The following is a 229-nucleotide window of genomic DNA, read 5'->3' as shown; positions in this document are numbered from 1 at the left end:
GGAAATCAAAAATAATACGGTAGTCATCACAGGTGGGGCGCAAGGTTTAGGTTTCGCTATGGAGCAAAAGTTTGCAGTTATGCGCGCAAATATTGCACTTATTGACATGGCACAAGATTTATTAAACAACGAATGCGAGCAACTAAAAGAGCTTGAAGGCGTAAAAGGGATAGTTAAAGGTTACGCTGCTAATGTGACTGTTGAAAGTGAAGTAGAGCATGTATTTAGT

At 39.7% G+C, this 229-nt stretch carries 1 protein-coding gene; it reads left to right on the top strand.

Annotated features, from left to right (window positions below):
- On the top strand, positions 1-229 hold a 229-nt coding region (locus R0J88_RS24205), incomplete at both ends, for an SDR family NAD(P)-dependent oxidoreductase (RefSeq protein WP_410901487.1).

The organism is Pseudoalteromonas sp. SIMBA_162 (genome assembly GCF_046535955.1).
Taxonomy (GTDB): Bacteria; Pseudomonadota; Gammaproteobacteria; order Enterobacterales; family Alteromonadaceae; genus Pseudoalteromonas; species Pseudoalteromonas marina.
Note: the sequence above shows the minus strand (reverse complement) of the source record. Positions and strands in the feature narration are given on the sequence as shown.